The 21,082-nt window shown below is 45.9% G+C and carries 16 protein-coding genes; 6 read left to right on the forward strand and 10 right to left on the reverse strand.

The features are described 5' to 3' along the window. Entirely contained in the window at positions 1–597 is a 597-nt protein-coding gene (locus tag ACTS60_RS15525) for a TetR/AcrR family transcriptional regulator (protein WP_440888972.1), read from the reverse strand. A gap of 282 nt (positions 598–879) precedes the next feature. On the opposite strand from ACTS60_RS15525, the gene ACTS60_RS15530 reads away from it, so the two are divergent. The 4 genes from ACTS60_RS15530 (at position 880) to ACTS60_RS15545 (ending at position 5,555) form a co-directional block, all read left to right on the forward strand. Continuing rightward, entirely contained in the window at positions 880–1,719 is an 840-nt protein-coding gene (locus ACTS60_RS15530; protein WP_440888973.1) for a TonB-dependent receptor, read from the forward strand. 12 nt (positions 1,720–1,731) lie between these two features. Then, the gene (locus tag ACTS60_RS15535) at positions 1,732–2,856 is read left to right on the forward strand and encodes a BamA/TamA family outer membrane protein (RefSeq protein WP_440888974.1); all 1,125 of its coding nucleotides are present in this window, start codon (positions 1,732–1,734) and stop codon (positions 2,854–2,856) included. 9 nt (positions 2,857–2,865) lie between these two features. Next, complete coding sequence (locus tag ACTS60_RS15540) at positions 2,866–3,930, forward strand: DUF4056 domain-containing protein (RefSeq protein ID WP_045390707.1); 1,065 nt, start codon at positions 2,866–2,868, stop codon at positions 3,928–3,930. A gap of 320 nt (positions 3,931–4,250) precedes the next feature. Beyond that, positions 4,251–5,555 (forward strand): dicarboxylate/amino acid:cation symporter, encoded by a 1,305-nt coding sequence (locus tag ACTS60_RS15545; protein WP_038883284.1) that lies wholly within the window; start codon positions 4,251–4,253, stop codon positions 5,553–5,555. A gap of 99 nt (positions 5,556–5,654) precedes the next feature. On the opposite strand, the gene ACTS60_RS15550 is transcribed toward ACTS60_RS15545, so the two are convergent. From ACTS60_RS15550 to ACTS60_RS15565, 4 genes are all read right to left on the reverse strand, one after another. Continuing rightward, positions 5,655–6,029, reverse strand: a complete 375-nt coding sequence (locus ACTS60_RS15550; RefSeq protein WP_440888975.1) for a YkvA family protein — start codon at positions 6,027–6,029, stop codon at positions 5,655–5,657. Between the two features lie 176 nt (positions 6,030–6,205). After that, positions 6,206–7,327 (reverse strand): M20 family metallopeptidase, encoded by a 1,122-nt coding sequence (locus ACTS60_RS15555; protein WP_440888976.1) that lies wholly within the window; start codon positions 7,325–7,327, stop codon positions 6,206–6,208. A 9-nt stretch (positions 7,328–7,336) separates the two neighbouring features. Beyond that, positions 7,337–7,804 carry a YjiG family protein gene (locus ACTS60_RS15560; protein WP_005374849.1) on the reverse strand — a complete coding sequence of 156 codons (468 nt, stop codon included), beginning with the start codon at positions 7,802–7,804 and terminating at the stop codon, positions 7,337–7,339. Then, positions 7,804–8,544, reverse strand: coding sequence for a nucleoside recognition domain-containing protein (locus tag ACTS60_RS15565; protein WP_005437881.1), 741 nt, complete (start codon positions 8,542–8,544; stop codon positions 7,804–7,806). Before ACTS60_RS15565 ends, ACTS60_RS15560 begins: the two co-directional genes overlap by 1 nt. Before the next feature lie 422 nt (positions 8,545–8,966). Between ACTS60_RS15565 and ACTS60_RS15570 the strand changes: the two genes are divergently transcribed. After that, positions 8,967–9,296 carry a hypothetical protein gene (locus tag ACTS60_RS15570; RefSeq protein WP_440889160.1) on the forward strand — a complete coding sequence of 110 codons (330 nt, stop codon included), beginning with the start codon at positions 8,967–8,969 and terminating at the stop codon, positions 9,294–9,296. Positions 9,297–9,388: 92 nt separating this feature from the next. After that, positions 9,389–10,105, forward strand: coding sequence for a DsbA family protein (locus tag ACTS60_RS15575; protein WP_440888977.1), 717 nt, complete (start codon positions 9,389–9,391; stop codon positions 10,103–10,105). 101 nt (positions 10,106–10,206) lie between these two features. Here ACTS60_RS15575 and ACTS60_RS15580 read toward each other — a convergent pair whose 3' ends face one another. The 5 genes from ACTS60_RS15580 to ACTS60_RS15600 all read right to left on the reverse strand — a co-directional run bounded on the left by ACTS60_RS15580 (position 10,207) and on the right by ACTS60_RS15600 (position 20,502). Continuing rightward, on the reverse strand, positions 10,207–12,267 hold the full coding sequence (locus ACTS60_RS15580) for an alpha-amylase (RefSeq protein WP_440888978.1): 2,061 nt from the start codon (positions 12,265–12,267) through the stop codon (positions 10,207–10,209). Positions 12,268–12,453: 186 nt separating this feature from the next. Beyond that, positions 12,454–13,131 carry a monofunctional biosynthetic peptidoglycan transglycosylase gene (gene mtgA, locus ACTS60_RS15585; RefSeq protein WP_440888979.1) on the reverse strand — a complete coding sequence of 226 codons (678 nt, stop codon included), beginning with the start codon at positions 13,129–13,131 and terminating at the stop codon, positions 12,454–12,456. A gap of 183 nt (positions 13,132–13,314) precedes the next feature. Beyond that, positions 13,315–15,528, reverse strand: a complete 2,214-nt coding sequence (glgB, locus tag ACTS60_RS15590) for a 1,4-alpha-glucan branching protein GlgB (RefSeq protein WP_440889161.1) — start codon at positions 15,526–15,528, stop codon at positions 13,315–13,317. Positions 15,529–15,751: 223 nt separating this feature from the next. Further along, positions 15,752–17,932: a 4-alpha-glucanotransferase gene (gene malQ, locus ACTS60_RS15595; RefSeq protein WP_440888980.1), complete on the reverse strand. Its 2,181-nt coding sequence runs from the start codon at positions 17,930–17,932 to the stop codon at positions 15,752–15,754. Between the two features lie 116 nt (positions 17,933–18,048). Next, positions 18,049–20,502, reverse strand: a complete 2,454-nt coding sequence (locus ACTS60_RS15600) for a glycogen/starch/alpha-glucan phosphorylase (protein WP_045390686.1) — start codon at positions 20,500–20,502, stop codon at positions 18,049–18,051. Positions 20,503–21,082: the final 580 nt, after the last annotated feature.

Consider the following 21,082-nt stretch of genomic DNA (forward strand, 5'->3'; position numbering starts at 1 on the left):
TTAACAACGATACCCATCTAGGAACAGCGTAAGTATATCTTCAATCGATTTCTTGCGCTGTTCAAGGTTTGGCACCTTGTGGTTAGCAATCAACTGAGGCCATAAAAAGTTACCTTTCAATAGACACATCAACATATTACTCATCATAGCCGGATTTAGGTTTTTGACTTTGTGATCGTCAATTGCCTCAGAAAACCACTTCTCTAATTGTTCATCCTGGCTCTGAAGTTGATGCAGATAGTTTTCCACAAGTTCTGGTGTGCGCATAAACTCGCTAATAACCATCTTAGCTAGTGGCAAACCAAAATCCTCATACATCGAATCGAGCTTAGCGAGTAAATAAGTGCGAAGTTGAGCCTCTATACTCTCTTCTGGTGAATACTGAAATTGTAGACGTGCCCTTTGAATTTCCATCACTGCTTGAATGGAATCAATAAACAACACATCTTTGCTTTCAAAATGGCGATATAGAGTTCGTTTGGAAGTGCCGGCTCGCTCGCAGACTCTGTCCATATTGGCACCTGAAAAGCCATGCTCGATAAATTCTTGTTGTGCGGCTTCAATCAGCGCAATCCGTTTTTTTTCTGAAAGCTTCATCGTTCTAAATTCACCAACCTCATGTAAGTGGCTGCAGAGTATAGCGCACAACAATACAAAGTACACTTTAAAGTTTACTTTTATAATTTTAGGAGTAAGATGCGCTCGCCGAAGTTAAGAAGCTGCTCTAGATCCGTTAAAAAACAGCAGTCCTTATCTCTCGCTAAAGTGCTTTTTCTCCATGATAAAGCTGTGATTTACCCGTGATGCTCATTAGATATTCATACCCCGTTCAAAACGGCTCTGGCTATATAATGATCGCCATGCTTAATGAAGTGACTTATGAAATTACCTTCTTTGCTTGTTGCTGCTTCTTGCCTCGTTACCGGAGTCGCGAATGCGGATTCAATTTCTCTGCCGATATGGAAAGAGAAAGCAGAAGCACTTGGCTACGAGTTACCAAAACCTTTTGGTTTAAACCTCAGCTATATGAGTATGGAACAAGGCATCAATGTCGACTCTATCGCACTAAAAGGTTTAGGCGGGATTGAAAAGTTAGTCGATATGCAAGCAGAACCAGGTAAGCAAGCCACTGACGTTATGACATTACGCGCCGATGTCTGGCTGTTCCCTTTCCTAAACGTTTATGGCTTGATCGGTACGCTTGATGGCTACTCAGAAACCGATGTAAACGTAAAGGTTAAGTTGCCGTTTGTGAAACCACAACGTATTGAAAATTTCCGCCTAGATCTCGATGGCTACACTAAAGGCCTTGGTTTTGTGCTTGCTGGCGGTTATGACCAATGGTTCGCATTGGTCGATGCAAGTTACACTCAAACCAATTTAACCGTTATTGATGGTTCAATTGATGCAGTTGTAGTTTCTCCTCGTATCGGTTACGACTTTCATCAAAATGGCGTACTGATTCGTTTTTGGGTTGGCGCTATGTATCAAGATGTCGAGCAAGAACTCTCTGGCTCACTCAAAGACCTTGGCTTACCGCCATCTTTAAGCGGATTAATGTCATCAGATGCCCGTTTTGAAGTAAAACAGCGTTTAGAATCTGAATGGAACACCATCGCTGGCATGCAATACCAAATCAATGAAGATTGGTACCTTTTGGGTGAAGCCGGTTTTGGTGATCGTCAAAGCATCTTCTTCTCTTTAGATCGTCGTTTCTAGGGTAACAAGAAGATGGAAGCCTCTTATACCCTTGCGCTAACAGCGCTGCTTAGTTCGTCATACGCTTTTGCTATGGAAAAAGACGAAAGTAGCTTAATGGATGACATCCTGACCAAGCTTGGTTCAAGTGAAACCGTGGATGAATCTAAATTAATCGACTGGGGTGTATTACCTGGTCCTTTTGTTAACCCAGAACAAGGGTTTGGTATTGGCGTTGCCGCAGTAGGTTTGTACACGCCTTACGACTGGCAAAAAGGCGATCCTTACTCGACCGTCACCCTTACTTCTTATGGTTCAACCTCAGGTTCTTACGGCTTGGGGTTAAACAATCGCACCTATTTAAAAAATGACAAAGTGCGTCTTTTAGGTGAGGCATGGATAAGCCATACCCCCGGTTACTATTGGGGTATTGGCAGCCAAGCCGCTGAAAACGAGAACAACAAAGTGCAGTATGAAGGGCAACGTTTACAGTTGAGCCCAAAAATCGCCGTTGAAGTCGCGCCAAATACTTACGCCAAACTTGGTTGGCAATGGCAGTCATTCAGTAAGGTCAACGGTGTCGATGGCGATATTCTTCCTTCAGAAGTTGCCGATGCCACTAGCAGTGGCGTCTTAGTCGGAATGGAATACGACACTCGTGATTTCGAACCGAACCCAATGCGGGGGCAGTTTCTCGATGTTGAATGGATTGCTAACCGAGATTCACTCGGCAGTGATGAAGACTACGATAACCTCGTTGCTAACTATCGTGTTTACCAACAATGGTCTGACACGACGATTATTGCAATGGAGGTATATTCACAATCGATTTTCGGTGACGCACCTTGGTTTGATTACGCCCAGCTAGGTGATGACCAGCGTATGCGTGGCTACTACCAAGGGCAATATCGCGATAAGCACCAGCTTTCTACACAAGTAGAAATTCGCCATACCATTGCAGATCGCCATGGTGTGGTTGGGTGGCTAGGTGCTGGTAATATCGCACCAACTTATCACGAGCTCTTTGAAAATAGCTGGCTACCGACTGTCGGGGTTGGTTATCGATTTGCCTTTAAGGCACGTATTAACGTGCGCGTCGATTTAGGCGTAGGTAAAGACAGCACCGGTTTTTATTTCCAAATTAATGAAGCATTCTAGGGGTATGGTTTGAAGAAAGCAGCACTATTACTACTAAGCCTTTGTAGTGGATTCGTTCACGCGCAACAACTAAAAGCACCGGTCGGCGTTAGACCGTGTTGTGCATTTGGTGTCGATCTCAAAGCGCAACTAGGAAGCGTGCCTGTTCCTTTCTTTTCTCTTGAGAATGTCTTATCCAGCAACGAAGTGGGTACTCACCACTATAACGACGGCAGCGAGTCAGTCTCTGGCAGCTTGCTAGGGCTGAATGAAGAAGCCAACGGTATTATCTTTACCGAACTAGGCGGCTTTATTGATACTGCCCACGTCCGTGATACCGCAGACTACACCTATTATTTGTTCACTCTCAACCAACATTATTTAGGTCGCGCTGCGCACCTAGATTTACCAGAAGAGCTACGTGTTCGTCGTATTCGTTGGTATGAACAAACAGAGCAACTGAGTGAAGAAGAAAAGCTAGATCGCAGTGCTCAAGCAGCAGCGTTAACGGCATTTCGCCTAGCTCAATGGCATGAAATTGCTCAGTGGTTCGGTATGGTATCCGTCAGTGGCTTTAAAGAACTGGCATCAGCATTCTCATCGGAAGATCTCTATTCCAACATGCTTGGGGCAAAGTTAGCCAAGCAAGTACTCCTGAACAACCCCGAACTCGATCAAATAGGCTTTTCGAAAGCAATGGACAGCGCTTTTAAACAAGCATTAAAGGACTTAAAAGCTCAGTCGAAAGCCGTCACTAAAGAGAAAATTCAACAACTCGATGGGGATTGGTGGGACAGCTCAAGACGCCTACCGGATAAGTGGGTGGTTCGCTTCCGTGATTACCATATGGCGCTGAAATTAACGCCGAACTATTCTGGCGCGAACCATGAACTTTCACTATCGGCGACTTTTGCGGATCAGCAGCCGATCGACAAATGGATGAGCGTTGAGTTTAGAGCAAGCGACGATGAAAAAGCGTTCTCCACACTTCCTAAATCATTATCATCAAAACCCATTTGGACACCCGCTGATTATCAACAGATTTCAGATTTTGCTCGCACTATCGATAACCAAACTCGCCCGTCATTGAACTGAGGTCGAAAACAACGAGTGAATAAAACATGCCTAGTTATTCACTAGGCAATGTATTACCCCATTCTATGCAAGTCGTTTTCTACCACTCAAGAATGTAAGAAATCATTTCTATCGGTTGTATGTTCGATAAAAATGTTAATTTACAAACTTTTCAACCATGAATTTCGTTACCATTCGGTTAAAAGTCTATTTTTTATAGTGATATAGTTCACATCTATTAACCATTCAGACGATTATTCTTTCGTGTTTCCACACTCCGCTGCTAATCTGCACGCCGCCTTGAAGTGAACTTAAGGTGCATAACTATAAGGAGTGTTCTCATGAATACCAAGAAGCCGATGTCGCTTACCAGCCGAGTAATCTTAGGTATGGTAGCGGGTATCTTGACAGGATTTGCAATTCGCACACTTTTTGCCGACAACGGATTTGTCGACGCATACATTGTTAATGGATTATTCGAAGTTGGTGGACAGATCTTCGTTGCCAGCTTAAAAATGCTTGTCGTACCGCTAGTGTTTGTTTCATTAGTTTGTGGTACTAGCTCTCTAAAAGACCTATCGACATTAGGTCGCATGGGTGGCAAAACCCTAGCTTTCTACGTAGCAACTACTGCTATCGCAATCACACTTGCTCTAACCATGGGTACCCTATTCCAGCCTGGCGCTGGTGCAGACCTAACCGCAGCAAGTTCATTCAAATCAGCAGAAGCGCCATCTTTGGGTCAGGTGATCATTGATATGTTCCCGACTAACCCAATCAGCGCAATGGCAGAAGGTAAAACTCTGCAAGTTATCGTATTTGCCGTCCTATTCGGTATCGCGATCAGTGCAGCAGGTAAGCCTGGCGAACGTATCGCCGCTTTCTTCTCTGATCTGAATGAAGTGATCATGAAGCTAGTTGCGATTCTGATGAACCTAGCGCCTTACGGTGTCTTCTTCCTAATGGCGAAACTGTTTACCGGTCTTGGTCTTGGTGCAATCTTGAACCTTGCCGAGTACTTTGTGGTACTAGCTGGTACGCTATTGCTGCACGGTCTGGTGACTTACAGCTTGATGCTAAAAGGCTTTACTGGTCTAAACCCAATTACGTTCCTACGTAAGATGGAAGACGCAATCATGTTTGCTTTCTCTACAGCATCATCGAATGCGACCATTCCGGTGACAATGGAAACAGCTAAGCACCGCATGGGTGTCGAGAACCGCGTATCATCGTTCACAGTGCCACTAGGCGCAACCGTGAACATGGACGGCACGGCGATCATGCAAGGTGTGGCGACAGCGTTCATCGCACAGGCATTCAACATCGACCTAACTATGGGTGACTACCTAATGGTTATCATGACGGCAACATTAGCGTCTATCGGTACCGCTGGTGTTCCTGGTGTTGGTCTAGTAATGTTGGCAATGGTATTGAACCAAGTAGGTCTGCCGCTAGAAGGTATTGCACTTATTATGGGTGTTGACCGTCTGCTTGATATGATTCGTACCGCAGTTAACATCACCGGTGACAGCGCAGTGACTATCATTGTTGCTAAATCGGAAGGCGCATTGGATGAAGCTCGTTTCAATGATCCAATGGCCGGCGTAGCCGAAGAAGAAGTGCATCTGAAACGTGCTGACGCCTAAATCGTTCTACGATTAAACTATCCTGTCTAAATGAAAGCCCCGATGGAAACATCGGGGCTTTTGTTTTATCTGCAATCTAAAGAATAGTTCATAGCCGCCCTACTCCGTCATCGAACTCAGCTTTTCTCTCGCTTGTTCTTCATGTTCGTCGGTAATGGCATTGCCGACAGAATTCGCCGCTAGGGTAAGTGCCGCCATGTCATCGGTAAAGCCGACGCCTGCTAGTACGTCTGGCACCATATCAGTGGGGAGAACAAAATAAGCTAGCGCACCGCCTAGAATTGCTTTGTGGCGAACGGCCGTATTTGAGTCCGTCATCGCAAGCCATGATTTGATGCCCATAACAGCAATCTCTTCGCCTGCTTTCTTGACGGAGTTCTTCATTTTACGCCAGAAGGTTTTCTCATCTGGCGCTTGCATCGTTTGGTCTAAGACGTCATCGGACGCCGAATTTACAGACATGCTTGTGGTCATCGTGCCTCCTAAATTTATGACTGTGGCATAGATATTAAGACGATGAACCTGAACGTAGGATTAATAGAGAGAACTAATAATAAAGAAAGGAGACGAGTTGGCTAGATATAAAAATCCCCAAACCGAAGTCTGGGGATCATGGTTTGGGAACCAAGCTTTAGAAGCAGAATGCCTTATTAAGCAATCTTCTCCAGGACACGCATCAGCATTTTGATACGTGGTTCGATAGACTCAAGCAACAAGTACTCTTGATCACTGTGGAAGCCTGCACCGATAGGTCCTAGACCATCCAAAGTTGGAACACCAAGAATCGCCGTGTTGTTTGCATCAGAGCCGCCACCTACTTCTTTCCAATTGATGCCGATAGCCAGTTCACTTGCAGCTTCTTCAACTAATGTCATCAGGCTTTCAGTTTGCGCGCTTGGCACCATAGAAGGTTTGTAAGCTTCACGAACCAATTCGATGCTCACGCCATCAACGAATGGTGTTTCTAGCATACCGTTTAGCTTGCTATCAACATCATCGTATTCTTCGTTGCTCCAGAAACGCACATCCACGATCGCTTCAGCATGTTCCGGGACGATGTTCGCACCGTTACCGCCAGAAACAATACCGACGTTCAACGTGGTACCAGATTCAAAGTTGGTCATCGCATTGGCTGCCAGAATCCAGTTCGCCATCTCGGTGATTGCGCTGCGACCATTTTCTGGCTCGTTACCTGCGTGAGCAGCAACGCCATTGAAGGTCATTTGGTAGCGAGCCATACCTTTGCGCGCTTTCACTAAACCACCGTCTGCACGTGCTGCTTCTGCAACCAGTACATTCTTAGCGTTTTTCGCAACTGATTGAATCCAATCCACAGAATCTAGAGAGCCCGTCTCTTCATCTGGGTTCATGCAGATAGCGATAGACAGCTTATCCAACACCGCTTGGTCTAGATTACGCATCGCGTACACGATGTTAAGCAAGCCGGATTTCATGTCCGAGACGCCCGGCCCGTAGGCTTTCTCTGCATCTTGAGACATTGGACGAAGCTCAGCGGTACCCACAGGGAACACGGTATCCATATGGCCAATCAGCATCACATCGATTTGCTCGGCTTCCGGCTTATTTCGAACTTCAAGACCAACACCCGCTCTGCCACAGTCGATGCGTTTTACGCTCCAACCAGACATCGCTTGGTACTTCTCTTCAAATTGAGAAGCAATGAACTCGATACCATTAGTGGTGTAAGTGCCACAGTCCACATTAATTAGCGGACGTAGCTCTTCTAGATATTCATTTAGAGAGAATTTCATGACTCACTCCTAGACAAACAGATTCATCACCAGCATCGCGCCAAACGCGTTCAATACTGAGATTGCAATCATAACTGGGATGTAACGACCTTCAGTACCGATTGGCCCCATAATACGACCCATATACTGAACTTGAGAGCCCATTAGGTAGATAGCAGGCGCTAGAATCGCGATGTGCGTGCCGTTCAGGATACCTTGGTCAAACAGCGTGATCACTACGCCAACCGCACCGCCCATCGACATCCAAGCACCGATCAATACCGCCGCAGCTTCACCTGGAAGACCAAACACTGCCATGATTGGAGAGAACACCGTGCCCATCAGATCAAGCGCCCCAGTGATTTGTAGCGCTTTGATGATAACGAACGCCATCAATACGTTTGGAACCGTAGAGGTAGTTGCAATCACCCAACCTTTCTTAGCACCTTCGACGAAGATATCCGTCACCATTGGTTTTTTCGCTTTAACGTCACCCATTATGCCGTTTCCTCTTTTAGGTTCTCTGATTTGTTTTGGTCTTGTTTGTCTTCTTTACCTTCCGTCATGTTTAGGTAGATACGGAAAAGGTTCGCACCGATGATCTTAAATGCGAACATCACTACAACTGCCAAACCAATGGAAGATGTAACTGCTAGAGAGCCGTCCGCCATCGTCAGCGTGAACAGCACTGCACCCGATGAGAAGAAGTTAACGATGGTTGCACCCGCAGTGAACTGGAACATTGTGAATACGTCCGTTTCGCGCTTAGTTAGGTGACCTTCATCTTTTAACTGACGTGTCATCGCCGCGCCTGCATCGGTACTTTGCAGAGAAGCAATCAAAGCCAGACCAGAGTTACCAGGGATGCCCATTAGAGGACGTAGAAGAGGAGTAAGAAGCTTACGAGCAGCTTCAAGTGCACCATAGTGCTCAAGTACATTGATCATACCTAATGCGAACATAACGGTTGGGATCAAAGTAAGCGCAAAAATGAAACCGTCACGAGCACCGCTACCGCCAGTACCGCGGAAAGATGTGGTCGCAGCTTGTACCGCTCCATCCGCACCTTCCGTTACGCCGTAGGCCACTTTACCGAAAGAGCCATTAAGCGTCGTAAAGTCGAATACACCATACCATTCGTTGGATTGCATCAGACCAGAAAAGAACACAACCGCAAACGCGAGTGCAATGTAGCACCCTATCGTCACCTTGCGTTCAGCATGAACAGGGCTTGTCATAAATTCACCTATATATGTAGAACAGAACACATAGATGATCCCTTGAACAACGTGCTAGAGAGATGATCAAAATCAATCCATTTACCGAACAGCCACACGGCTCAATTATGAAGTTTTATTTTATGATTTGAATCACATTTAAAAGATAATAAATATTTATGACCAAGATAAAGTATATTTATCTGAAAACTCACCAATCAAATCCATTAACAAAGCAAGCTAAAGTTTGGAACAATTTTGTTATTAACCACATTTTAGACGTGCTTCATGATTTGTTGGTTATTTGAGATTTCTTGACCAAAAACTAACAATTTTTCTGGGTAATTTAATTTAGGGTGGTTCGGTCATTACTTAGAGACTTAATCAGGGTTTGCCTTTTGCTTCGTTCACAATCCAACATCGCTCGATGGACACTCGCCCTTGTGGCTTGGGTTATCGTGATCTGTTTAAGCAAAAATGCAGGCTTCTATCAGTTTTGCCCACTAATCGCTGACCAAGTGACAACGGACCACGTGACCACACAGCAGCAAAAGAGCGAAGATGAAACAGGGCTCACGAAGCAGTGCGAGCTATCTGAAAAGCTGATTCAGGTTTCACAAAACCATCTCGACAGCTTTATTGTGCCTTTATTCCTGTTTACGTTTGTCTTGCTCTCCATCAGTGGCGGTGAACGTAACGCTTTCCGTCATCATACCGAGCCGATACCCGAAAAAGTTCGGGTGCACCTCAAACTGTGTGTGTTTAGAGAATAAAACCCGATAGCTATTCATCCTCAAATCAATTGTTTTATTTTTTAATCACTTCGCGACAAAAACCGCGAAGAAAGAGAGTTTTAGGAAAAATCATGAAATTCAAACGCACCCTTTTAACGGTAGCGCTTACGCTAGTGCCAATGTTTTCACAAGCAGCAGGAAAAACCACTCAGGAAAAACTGGATGACATTACGCAGATATTGCAAGAGAACCCGCAAGTCCTCGACACTTTGCATCAGAACTTACAAGAGTACGTCGCCTACCAAAAGTCATTCAGCTCGACGCTTGAAGAAGTGCGCGCTTACTTGAACGATGGCAGGCACTCGTCATTCGGAGCAGAGAACCCAGAACTGACTATCATCAACGTGACCGATTACAGCTGCCCTTTCTGTAAACGTCTTGAAGGTGAGTTGGCGAAAGTAGAGAAAGAATATCCGCAGGTAAAAGTGCTGAACATGACGGTATCGTTCAAAGAACAGTATGAAAAGAACGGTTACAACTCGGCAAGTTACGCGTTGAACGTTTGGCAGAACCAACATGACAAGTACAAACAAGTGCACGACTTGTTGGTGAAGAAGCCGGGTCCACATGATGCAAGTTCACTACAAAAAATCGCGAAGAAGACCGGCACAGAAGCACAGCTTGTCGACGACAAAGAGACCAAAGCGTTGTTGGATAAAAACTATGAGTACTTCACTCGCTTAGGCCTACGAGGCACACCAGCGATCATCATTAATGACCAAGTCATTCCGGGTTATGTACCTTTCGAAGAGCTTGAAAAAGTCATCGACCAAGAGCTAAAGAAATAAATTGCTTTCGAAATAGATAAGTAACAATCAAAAACAACAAAGCCCTTCCCTGATATCTCAAGGAAGGGCTTTTTCTATCTAGGCTTAAAACGCAGTTCTAACTACTTAGCACGTCCTACAAACGCCACAACGACTTTGTCATTGCCAAGCGAACGAGAGAACACATACGCGCCTTCTTGTTCGATCACTTGATGTTGACCTGCACCAATCGCTGGGTGCGCTTTACGGAACTGACCAAGGGTTTGCCAATGTTTGAGCAGCGCTTGCTTCTCATCCGATAGCTTCCATACCATGTCAGAACGCGTACCTTGATGGAAATCGTCCGCGTAAGGACCAATGTTACGACCAACTTCGTCACCGTAGTAAACCTGAACCGCACCTGGGCTCAGAAGCAATGCATTTGCCGCGTTACGTTGCATACCATAGTCTTTGAAACGTGCAAAGAACAACTCCGTATCGTGAGAAGACATATAGCTCACTGGGTTGAAGTCTTTCTCGTTAGCAATGGTATCCGCGTAACTTTGGTATGTGTCTGCCATTTGGCTAAAACACGCCGCACCTTTATCGAGCTTCTTCTGCATATCGAAGTTAATCAACGCATCAAAGCCATCGTCAAAGTATGGGCTGCGATAAGCGGTATGCCCCCATACTTCTCCCATCATCCAGAATGGCTGACCCGATTTGCCGTTCTCTTTGCGCCACTGTTCAAGGCTGCTTGATGCCTCTTCTTTTAGACGTTTCCACACATCACCTTCAACGTGCTTCACCGTATCGACACGGTAACCATCAATACCAAAGCGTTTCACCCAATCGGTTTGCCACTCAATCAAGTAATCCGCTACGGTGTAGTTATCACGCGCTTCTACGCGAGTGCCAGGGTTATCCAATAGCCATTGCGCAGGTTTCACGGCTTTGTCTGATTCGGTGATAAAGTCCGGCAAACCCGCCAATGACATGGTGATATCGCTACTGCCCGGCGCAGGGTAACCCGGTAACCCCGTTCTTACCCAGTCGCCACCCCACCACTTCGCCCAGTTTGGACTCTGGTAATCAATATTCTGGTGGTAGCTATGCCAGTTCTCACCCGCTTTTGGCTGCCAATCGCCCCACTTGTTTGGTAAGTCAGCATTTGGCTTTAACACCTCAATACCGTCAAACTGTAAATCCGCTAAGGTTGAATAACCGGTATGGTTGATTACCGCATCCATCAAGACTTTAAGGCCACGTTTGTGCGCTTCTTCCACCAGCACCTTTAGATCATCTTCGTTACCGAAGTTCTCATCAATCTTGGTGAAATCACGCGTCCAATAACCGTGGTAAGCGTAGAATGGAAATGAACCGCTATCGCCGCCACCCACAAAGCCGTGTACCTGCTCTACGATTGGTGACAACCAAATAGCGTCTGTACCTAAACTCTTGATGTAATCCAGTTTCTCGATCACGCCTTTTAGGTCACCGCCGTGGAAGGTTCCGATCTCTTCTCTGCCGTCTTTCTTACGCCCATAACTGTTGTCATTGCTTGTATCGGCGTTGTTGAAACGGTCGACCATCACGAAGTAAATGTTGGCATTACGATAGTCGAACGGCACTGCTTCTTTGGTTTTCTTCACTGGCTCTAGTAGCACCAAACCGCCAGAGTCTTTACTTGGCGTTAGCGACACTTGTTGATCTTTCACTTCGACCATTTGCCCAGAGTAAGCATCACGCAACTTGGTGCCGTCGGGGAAACTGTCACCTAACGCAATGGTGACTTCGCCGCCTTGATAAACCTCACATTGCACTTGTGGGATTGGGCGTTTGAATTCTGTCTTGGCGGCTTTCTTAGGTTCACGCTTGAAGCGCAGTGTTTTCGCTTCCGCATCAAAAGCGAAAGAGTAATCGCCGGTAAATCGGATTTTTAACGGCAGTTCCGTTGGCTTTCCACAGTTCAGTGCGATCGGTTTGTTGAATTTCACCTTTTGACCATCGGGCGCGACACAATCGCCTTCGACGCCCGTGATTTTAAGCGTATAGCCGTCTTTGGTTAATGGCACAACCAGAGGTTGCTCAGCACTCAATGGGAAATCACGACTGTTGGTCGTGGTCGAAATGGTGATGTTTGGCTCGGCGATGGCACTTGCCGATGCAAGCAATAAGGTAGTCGTAATCAGGTTCAGTTTCATCGTTCAGTCCATTGGAAAAGTAACGCTAAGTTATTAGATTTATTCACGCTAATAATAAATGGATGAAATACTGAACACATCATTCTAAAAGGCTACGCCCTAAAGCTTGTGATGCTTCACATTTTGCTTTTATCGGGGCGTAGTTCTATTTATCCGAGTTTTGGCAAGAAATTAAGCCCCAAATATCTATAACTGCACATTGCCAAGATTGCGCATTTGGGTCAGCGCCCAATTGGTGCGATACTGCGTATAGTTGGTATATGGGTAAACTTTGATTTTATAAGGATTAGGCAGAACCACTGCCAGTCTTGCCGCTTGCCATTGGGTCAGTTGGCTAGCATGAATACCATAATAGTTTTGCGCTGCCGCTTCGATACCATAGATACCAGGGCCGAACTCAACCACGTTCAAATACACTTCAAGAATGCGCTCTTTACTCCACATCACTTCCATCAATAGAGCAAAATAGAGCTCGTAAGCTTTGCGCACATAAGAGTGAGAAGGGAACAGAAAGACGTTCTTCGCAGTTTGCTGGGTAATAGTACTCGCGCCACGTGACGGACCATTTTTCCCGGCCTCTGAAATCACTTTGAACAGTGAATCAAAATCTACACCAAAGTGATGTGGGAACTTCTGGTCTTCCGTTGCCATCACTGCAAGTTGAATGTTTTTTGAAATCTCAGATAACGGCACCCACTCTTGTTGGCTGCTTTCTGGAAAGCCCTCTGGTGGCGAGATCATGCGGCTGATCTTCCATCCCCACACTGGTGGATTAACGTATTTGACGAAGCCCACCAACAACACGGGAGTCAGTAACAAAACCAAGAAAATTTTGAATAGAAACAACTTCAGTCTTTTCAGCATGCTTTATTTGCCTAACCAGAGTAAGAAAGACACCGCTTTTACTATTACCTTTGCGGCTGTTTAATCAAATGGGTGCGAAGATTGCCTGATTCAAGTTAGAACAACAAGTTTACAAGGTCAAAAATTGGTTAAAAAAAACCCGATTTACAATGTAAACCGGGCTTAGTGTTTGATTAATTAGAGTTATTTAATCAGTTTGTAGAACACGGTTGATAGCGGAGGCAAACGCAGCTCAATAGATTGAGGCAACGACTCACTTTCTACTGCTTCAGTGTCTACGCTCTTAAGCACTTTAAAGTTACTACCATCGTACTTGGTGTCATCACTATTAAGTAACAGTTCATACGTACCCTTCATTGGAACGCCCAAACGGAAGCGCTCATGTGGCACTGGTGTAAAGTTAGTAATCACCAAGATACGTTCACCGTCTTGGCTGATACGTTCGTGTGCTAGGATGCTAGCATCTGCTTCATCTTGTAAACGCCATTCAAAACCTGCAGGTACACAATCTTGATCGTGCATCGCCGCTTCGTTGCGGTATAAGTGGTTCAAGTCTCGAATCAGTGATTGCACACCATGGTGGCGAGCAAACTCCAGCAAGAACCATTGTAGCTGGTCATCGTGGTTCCACTCTGCCGTTTGACCAAGCTCTGCCCCCATGAAGTTCAGTTTCTTACCCGGCTGACCATACATGTAACCAAAATAAGCACGTAGGTTAGCCGTTTGCTGCCACTCATCACCCGGCATCTTGTTATGGATAGAGCCTTTACCGTACACCACCTCATCATGAGAAAGCGATAGAACGTAGTTCTCACTATGCGCATAAACAAGCGGGAATGTGATGGTATTGTGGTGGTATTTACGGTGAACAGGATCTTCTTGGATGTAAGAGAGACTATCGTGCATCCACCCCATGTTCCACTTAAAACCAAAGCCAAGCCCGCCCATAAAGGTTGGTGCAGATACGCCTGGAAATGCGGTCGATTCTTCTGCAATCGTCATCGCATTCGGGAAGTGTTTGTAGACCTCTTCGTTCATCCACTTCAGAGTCGCAATAGCATCGTAGTTCTCGTTGCCGCCATCCGCATTTGGGATCCATTGATCATGGCTGCGTGAGTAATCAAGATAAAGCATCGAAGCCACTGCATCCACGCGAATGCCATCAATGTGAAATTGCTCGAACCAGTACAGCGCATTAGACACAAGGAAACGACGTACATGTTCACGACCTAAATCGTAAATGTATGAGTTCCAATCTTGATGCCAACCACGACGCGGATCTGGGTCGTGGAACAGTGGCGTACCATCAAAGTTTGCTAAGCCATGATCATCCGATGGGAAGTGTGCAGGAACCCAATCCAGTACTACACCAAGACCCGCTTGGTGACATGCATCAACAAAGAATTTGAAATCATCAGGAGAGCCGTAACGACTCGTTGGCGCAAACAGACCTACTGGTTGGTAACCCCAAGAGCCAAAGAACGGGTGTTCAGAAACTGGCATCAGCTCAACGTGGGTGTAGCCCATATCTACTAGGTATGGCACAAGCTCAGCAGCCAGTTCACGATAGTTTAAGAAATCACCATCTTCGTTACGCTTCCAAGAACCTGCATGCAGCTCGTAGAAAGAAAGAGCTTCATCGCGCTTTTGTGTCACTGGGCGATTTTGCCATTTCGCATCTTGCCACTGGTAGCGATTGTGATCATATGTGATCGAAGCAAATGACGGATATTGTTCTGAGTAAAAGCCCCAAGGGTCTTGCTTGTGAGGAAGCCCTTCCCCATTTGGACCTTTGAGTTCGAATTTGTATTGTACGCCCTCTTCCAAGCCTGGGATGAACAAACCCCAGATACCGTAATCTAGGCGTTGCATTGGATGACGACGGCCATCCCATTGGTTAAAGCAGCCAACCAGACTAATTGCCGAAGCATGAGGTGCGTAAACAAGGAAACGCACACCAGAAACATTTTCACCACCGCGTTCAATAGTCACAAATTGTGAGCCCATGTAGCGGTACATGTCTTTTGGTGTATGCAGGTGTTCGTATTCTTGGTATATGTTGTGGTACTGGTACGGGTCGTCAATTAACTGTTCAACGCCATTCCAATCCACCGCAAGTTGGTAATGAGTCAGGTGTAAGTCGCGCTTCTCTTTTAGGATGAAGCCGCTCTCGCCTTCGCGTTTTAGATTAATACGTGGCTCACCGCTGACAATTAGCTCAACTTTGTCTGCACCTGGCATCCATACACGTAACGACCCTTCGCCATCATCAATGAATGGACCAAGTGACGCAAATGGGTCTGAGTAAGCCGCTTGAGATAATAGTTCGTAAGCACGTTCGTGGTTTTTCTTTACCTTAGTTTTCAAATCTTTCTCCCTAGCACCATTATTCTCCATATATTTTCGAATATTGGTTTCCACAGCCAAACGTTGTGAATTCACATAAAAGACTCTGTTATTGAATTTAACAGCGTCAAAAAGCAAAAATGCCCGCTATTTTTGCGGGCATAATAACGGTACTTCATCCTAACGGATTGTGCCGATTCAATGAGTGACCTAGGCTTTACTTTCGTACCTCGGTACAATTAATTTAAGTATTTGCTACATCACTCATTTCACCTTATTTGCTCGCTTTCGCGCGCACTTCAGTTAGGCGCTTAGAAATGCGGTTAACGTCTTCGCGGCTGAAGATTTCATCTAGGTTCATCGACAGTTTACGACGCCAGTTAGGGTACTCATTTACTGTACCTGGAATGTTGACTGGTTGATCCATCTCTAGCCAGTCTTCAAGTTGAACACTCAGCAGCGCAGAATCACCAGCAGCAACGTGCAACTGTAACGCTTCACTTAGGTAAGTATCCATCGGCACATATTGTGCGTCATGGCCAATACCTTCTGGCAGGTAACCATGCCAACGAACACTGTCTAAGATGCCTTGCTTACATTTCAGACGATCTGCAAACAGACCTTCTAATTGCTGCTCGTCTGGGTATAGACCGATCTCACGCCCCATCTTCAAGTCATCACAATGCCAGAAGCCACGTAGTGTTGGCATATCGTGCGTACACAGTGCTGACATAGACTGTTCAGCGTAATGCTTCGGAGAAATGAAGCCGCCGTCATCTTTTGATGTTTCGAAGAAGAATACTTTGTACGAGTGAACGCCTGCATCACGCAGGATATCGACGATTTCATCAGGCACTGTACCCAAGTCTTCACCGATAACTGAACACTGATGACGATGTGACTCAAGTGCTAGGATTGCAAGCATGTCTTCAACTGGGTAGTACAGGTAAGCGCCTTCAGTTGCCTTCTCACCTTTTGGAATCCACCACAGACGAAGTAGACCAAGAACGTGGTCAATACGAAGTGCACCACAGTGCTTCATGTTCGCACGTAATAGCTTGATGTACGCGTCGTAACCCGTCGCTTCCAACACTTGTGGGTTAAGCGGTGGTAGACCCCAGTTTTGACCTAGAGGGCCAAGGATATCTGGTGGAGCACCGATGCTCGCATCCAGTACTAGCGCACCGTCATCAGCCCAAGTCTCGCTACCGGAATCCGCAACACCAACCGCAAGGTCGCGGTACAAACCAACCGTCATGCCTTTTTCTTCAGCCAGTGCTTGTGCTTCTTTGATTTGATCGTCAGCAATCCACTGTAAGTACATGTACAGGTGAACACGCTCAGCATTGTCTTTGATGTACTTCTGAGTCGCAGCTGAATCAAATGTACGGTATTTTTCAGGGAATACCGGCCAGCCCCACACGCTTGAATCTTCAGCATGCAGTTCACCGTGCAGCGCATCGAATGCCGCTTGATGAAGTAGACTTTCGCCGCCTAGTTCAACGAACTCTAAGAATGCACGAGCTCGGTCAGTGTTCTTATCTAGATGACGCGCTTTGAACTCACTAAATAGCAGCGGTAGAACGCTCATCTTAAGCTCAGATACTTCGGTGTAGTTCACCCAGTGTGATTCACGCGCTTTTTGTAAACGTTGCTGGAACTCTGCACTGCCAACACGTTGCTGTGCTTCAGCACTTAACGCAAATTCAGGCACTGAACTTACGTCGATGTACATGATGTTCAACCAACGACGAGAAGACGGGCTGTATGGGCTCGCACCTTCTGGGTTCGCAGGGAACAATGAATGAATTGGGTTCAAACCAATGAAGTCACCGCCACGAGATGCGATGTCGCTTACCAACTGCTTAAGGTCGCCAAAGTCACCGATACCCCAGTTGTGCTGAGTGCGCAGTGTGTAAAGCTGAATGCTTGGACCCCATAGCTTTTTGTGTTGGTTTAAATCTTCTTGTTTGAAACACGCTTTCGGTGTGATGATCAGTGACATTTCGTAAGGTGTCTTACGACGTTTACGACTGATGATCAGTTTGTGGTAACCCCATGCCAAGTTCTTTGGCAATGCAAACACTAGAGGGCCACCCTCAGCTCGTTCATCACGAACAATTTGCGACTGAAGATAGCCTTCAAGTACCTCTCCTTGTTCTGTTTCTAAACGCCAGCTAAATTCACTCTCACGAGCACTCGTACCTAGGTTTAGTTCCACTTCGACAGGATCGCCGTCGCGTAAAACAAGAACAGGGGCTAGTACGTCTTTTTTATGTTTTCGTTCAGCAGAAGCTAGTAGCTTCTCATCGCTGCTAGTATCGTAGCCAAGTGAAGTGAGCAAGCGGCGCAGAGTCTCTTCAGAAACTTTTGCTTCGTCTCCCCACGCGCTGACGTAGCTGTCAGCCAATCGCGCCATGTCTGCGACTTTCTTTAATGCTGTTTGTTCTTTCATCGCTTTCTCCGAAGGTAATACCAACACCTTCCATGTAGGGTTTTATTGTTATCAATAATTTATCTTTGAAATGACCAAAGGTAGCGCTCGGCTACCTTGGTCTTAACTGGGTTCTATTAACGTTTTACCGCTTCAAGTTTCCAGATGTTGTTCACATAGTCTCGAATCGAGCGGTCTGATGTGAACTTACCAACTAGGGCGGTGTTAAGAATTGCTTTCTTAGCCCAGCCTGCTTGGTCTTTGTATTGTTTGCCCATTTCTTCATGCGCTTTCACATAAGATGCGAAGTCAGCAAGACATAGGTATGGGTCACCGCCATCTAGTAGGCTATCGAATGTAGCGCGTAGCAGGCCTGGTTGACCTGGCGTGAACTCGTCACCTGTTAGTAGGTCTAGGGACGCTTTCAGTAGGTGGTCAGCATTGTAGTAGTCGTATGGGTTGTAGCCAGCAGCTTTCGCTGCTTTTACGCCTTCAACGTCTAGACCGAAGATGTAGATGTTCTCGTCGCCCACTTCTTCACGGATTTCAACGTTCGCACCATCCATCGTACCGATAGTTAGCGCACCGTTTAGAGCCATCTTCATGTTACCAGTACCAGATGCCTCTTTACCCGCTAGCGAGATTTGTTGAGAAACGTCCGCTGCTGGGATTAGCATTTCAGCCATGCTTACACGGTAGTCAGGGATGAATACCACTTTCAGCTTGTTGCCAATGCGTGGGTCGTTGTTGATCTTATCTGCAATCTTGTTAATCGCGAAGATGATCTCTTTCGCTAGGTGGTAACCTGGCGCCGCTTTAGAACCGAAGAAACATACGCGTGGAGTACACTCGAAGTTTGGATCGTTGATAATGCGGTGGTATAGAGACAAGATGTGTAGCAAATCAAGTTGCTGACGCTTGTACTCGTGCAGACGCTTGATCATCACATCAAAGATAGCGTTAGTATCTAGCTCGATACCCATGTTCTCTTTAACCCAATCCGCTAGGCGCTGTTTGTTTTCTTTCTTAACAGCCATGAATTCTTTTTGGAATTTCGCGTCTGTTGCGTACTTGGCAATACCTTCTAGTTGCTCAAGTTTCGCTGGCCACTCAGAACCAATCTTACCAGTGATAAGGTTAGATAGACCTGGGTTACAGAACTTCAACCAACGACGAGGTGTAATACCGTTTGTCACGTTATGTAGACGAGTTGGGTACATCTCGTGGAACTCTGGGAATAGGTCTTTCTTAACTAGCTCAGAGTGAAGTGCTGCTACGCCGTTAACTGCGTAAGAACCGATTACACATAGGTTAGCCATGCGAACCATGCGGTGGAAACCTTCTTGGATGATAGAAAGCTTAGCTTGCTTCTCACCGTCACCAGGCCACATCTTACGAACTTCTTGTAGGAAGCGGTGGTTGATTTCAAAAATGATTTCCATGTGACGTGGAAGTAGACGCTGAATTAGCGACTCCGACCAAGTCTCTAAAGCTTCTGGAAGTAGTGTGTGGTTCGTGTAAGCGAACGTGTTTGCACTGATTTCCCATGCCGCTTCCCAAGTTAGACCTTTCTCGTCTACTAGGATGCGCATTAGCTCAGGGATAGCGATAGTTGGGTGCGTATCGTTAAGCTGGATAGTCTCTTGCTTCGGTAGATCCGCTAGCGAGTAACCTGCTGCTTCGTGGCGACGTAGAATGTCGCGTACAGACGCTGCTGAGTGGAAGTACTGTTGCATTAGACGCAGTGTTTTACCTTTCTCGTGGTTATCGTTCGGGTAAAGTACTTTTGTGATGTTACCTGCGTCGATCAGCGCGTGTTGAGCTTCGAAGTAATCACCGTTGTTAAAGCTTTCTAGTGAGAATGGTGCGATAGCCTGACATTCCCAAAGACGTAGCGGGTAAACCGTATCTGATTCGTAACCTACGATAGGCAGATCCCAAGGCATTGCTTTTACAGACATACCTGGAACCCATTTACGAACTTCTTTACCGTTCTCGTTTACCACTTCAACGTGACCGTAGAAGCCGATTTCTTGTGCAAGCTCTGGACGAGCCACTTCCCAAGGGTAACCTTCTACACCGCGCCATGCGTCTGGTGCTTCTTGTTGGCGGCCGTCTTTGAACGACTGCTTAAATAGACCGTACTCGTAATGCAGGCCGTAACCTACAGTAGGGAATTCTTGAGCGGCACATGAATCCATGAAACATGCAGCTAGACGACCTAGACCACCGTTACCCAATGATGGGTCGCGTTCTTCTTCTAGAAGGTCTGTTAGGTTGTGACCTAGCTCAGCCATTGCTTCAGTGATCTCTTCGTAAAGACCCATGCTGATTAGGTTGTTACCAGTCAAACGACCGATAAGGAATTCTAGTGAAAGGTAGTTAACGCTTTTCGCTTTTTGGATGCGAGGGTCAGCTTCAGTAGCAAGCAAATCACAAGTAGTGAATTCAGCCAGTGCACGACCCATTGCTAGGTACCATGCGCGGCTGTCTGCGTTTTCAATAGTGTGTGCGTAAGTCACTGATAGGTGTTTCTTTACGCTTTCTTGGAACGACTTCTTGTCAAATTTTTTCTGTTGAGTAGGTTTCATTAAGAAATTCTCACGTCTTGTAGTAATTCATCTGCCATACATCCTGCATTTCCCCCTGTGAATAAACATCCTCCTATTTCTCCTCCTTAACGGGAGTAGGAAGTAGGGCGTAGAGAGGGGACCATTGCGAAGTTAGTGATCTAACTCTCAACACGAGGCTCATTAACCGAGTTCTTAGTGATTAGGATCACACCGAATCGCCACCAAGATTACTTTTTTAAAGTGATGATATTTATTACGCCATTTTTGCTTGTTGCAAAAACTGTATGCTCGATCACACAAAAACAGCGATTAAAATCGAATTTCCCTTAATATGCGCGCAACTGCGTTTATACACGTTCACTACATTCGATTTTAAAGTGAGCTAAATCACAAATTAAGGGCGTAGTTGGTGGTAATTCCATCAACTCTTGAGAATTAGGAAGTGGATCAAAGTAAGAGACATTTCGGATGTCGTAACATCCACAACACATCGGAAAGTAGTATAAAAATTAATCAACGCTGCCCGTTTACGTTCGTTTAAGAATTATTTTTCGCTAGCTCATGTACCTAAGTGATCTCTAGCCACATTTTTAGTCGT

This window comes from Vibrio sp. WZ-1, from assembly GCF_052037695.1.
In the GTDB taxonomy this organism is placed as follows: Bacteria; Pseudomonadota; Gammaproteobacteria; order Enterobacterales; family Vibrionaceae; genus Vibrio.